This is a genomic window from Stieleria sp. (genome assembly GCF_041595215.1).
In the GTDB taxonomy this organism is placed as follows: domain Bacteria; phylum Planctomycetota; class Planctomycetia; order Pirellulales; family Pirellulaceae; genus Stieleria; species Stieleria magnilauensis.
The window spans coordinates 1-1,563 of sequence record NZ_JBFHKV010001492.1; the positions used below are offsets into that span (position 1 = coordinate 1).

General features: G+C 57.4%; 2 protein-coding genes. Both read right to left on the reverse strand.

What is annotated here, in order from left to right:
* A partial coding sequence (locus ABX749_RS32400; RefSeq protein ID WP_372899674.1) for a lysophospholipid acyltransferase family protein occupies positions 1-1,069 on the reverse strand: 1,069 nt, incomplete at its 3' end.
* A 144-nt stretch (positions 1,070-1,213) separates the two neighbouring features.
* A partial coding sequence (locus ABX749_RS32405) for a hypothetical protein (protein ID WP_372899675.1) occupies positions 1,214-1,563 on the reverse strand: 350 nt, incomplete at its 5' end.

The following is a 1,563-nucleotide window of genomic DNA, read 5'->3' on the forward strand; positions in this document are numbered from 1 at the left end:
ACAACACGTCAAGAAACCTCTCGAACGTCATCGATTCCCCGACGTAACCGTCGTGCAACGCGACAAATTGCAACAACTGCCAAAGTTCGTCGTAGTACTTTCGCGCCAATTGTTGACGCTGGACCGCCAACTGCTGCTCGTACTCCGACCCACTGGGTTCCTCGTGAACGATCCTGTCGACGGCGTTGAACAGAGCACGAATGCGGTCCAACAAGGTTTGCTTTTCGGTCGCGGTGAGCCCCAACTGCTGCTCCAGTTGACAGATCGCGTACAGCTTTAGATTCTCCGCCCGATCACTCAGATCGCTATCGGGCGCCGGTTGCACACCGTGCGTTTTTTCATTCGCCGCGACGACCGCTTCGACGACCCGTCGGAGACGTGCATGCCGAGTCGGCTGGGACGGCCCATCATCGATTGCCAGCTTTGATTCTAACCTCGCGAGTGATGCGTCAATTTCGTCGTGCATGTCGCGCAGATAAACGTACTTGATGGCGATCGGAATACAGTACAGGCTGGCTTGATCGTCTTCCTTCTTTGCGTCCTCATACCCTTTGAACGCCAGTTGGAAAACGCCCTGTTGAAACGGCATGACGACGCTGTTTTGCCAGACCGTCTCGCCTTCGGGAAAGATGACCAGCCAACGCTTGCCGGCCGCCAAAAGCTTGCGCGTCATGCTGAACGAGGGTCGATCGACCGAGCCGCGGATGATCGAGTACACACCCATCCGCGGCATCAGAAAGCGGTTGATCCTCGATTGCTGAAACAACTCCATCGCCGCGACGTAGTTGTAACTGTCCCCGAGCAGTTTTGACAAATACATGATGATGTGTGGCTCGAACCCTCCCGAATGGCTGGGTGTCACCAAGCATCGCTCGCCCTTGAGTTGCCGCAATCGTTCCAAATCTTCGTCGCTGATCTCAATCTCGGTGACTCGCAATTTTCGCCGAATCGAAGACCGGATCCCCATCTGCACCAGCCAGGTGACCAAGCGGTTGCTATTGGGAGGATAGAAGGTGAACGGCTGCGGTCGTGCGCGTGAATCCGTCGTCGAAGGGGCTTGCAAATTCATGGCGGGTTTCTCGTCGACACTCAGTGTTCGGAACACGATGTCAGTAAGCTTAGTGCCTGCGACGGCCCGTTGACCACCGCCACGCCCCTCCCTCCGGCGCGTTCTTGGCATTTGTGTCTCGTCACATTCGTGGCCGATCCGCCGCTACCGAGTCAGTAGCAGCGAATCTCTGATGAATTCGATCGATTCATCCCCGAGAGCCAAGACCTGGGAATCACCATCCAACGGGTCCCCAAACAAGGCGTCGATCGAATCGTCGACGAGCGTCGGGGCGATCGACGGGCCCCAGACCACCGTCGAAACGAGTGGTTTGGAATGGAAGGGCTGGATGTCGGGTTCGCCATCGGATGACACGCGATCATCGGAATTCGAGTCCTGCGGACGCGTTTGCGCCGAAAGAAACGCGCTCTGGGCTTCGGCACCCGTCAGAGCACTCGACGCCGGTGTCACAAAAGTGAAAGCGGCATCGATTGGACTCGGCGGCGGCGGCGGGA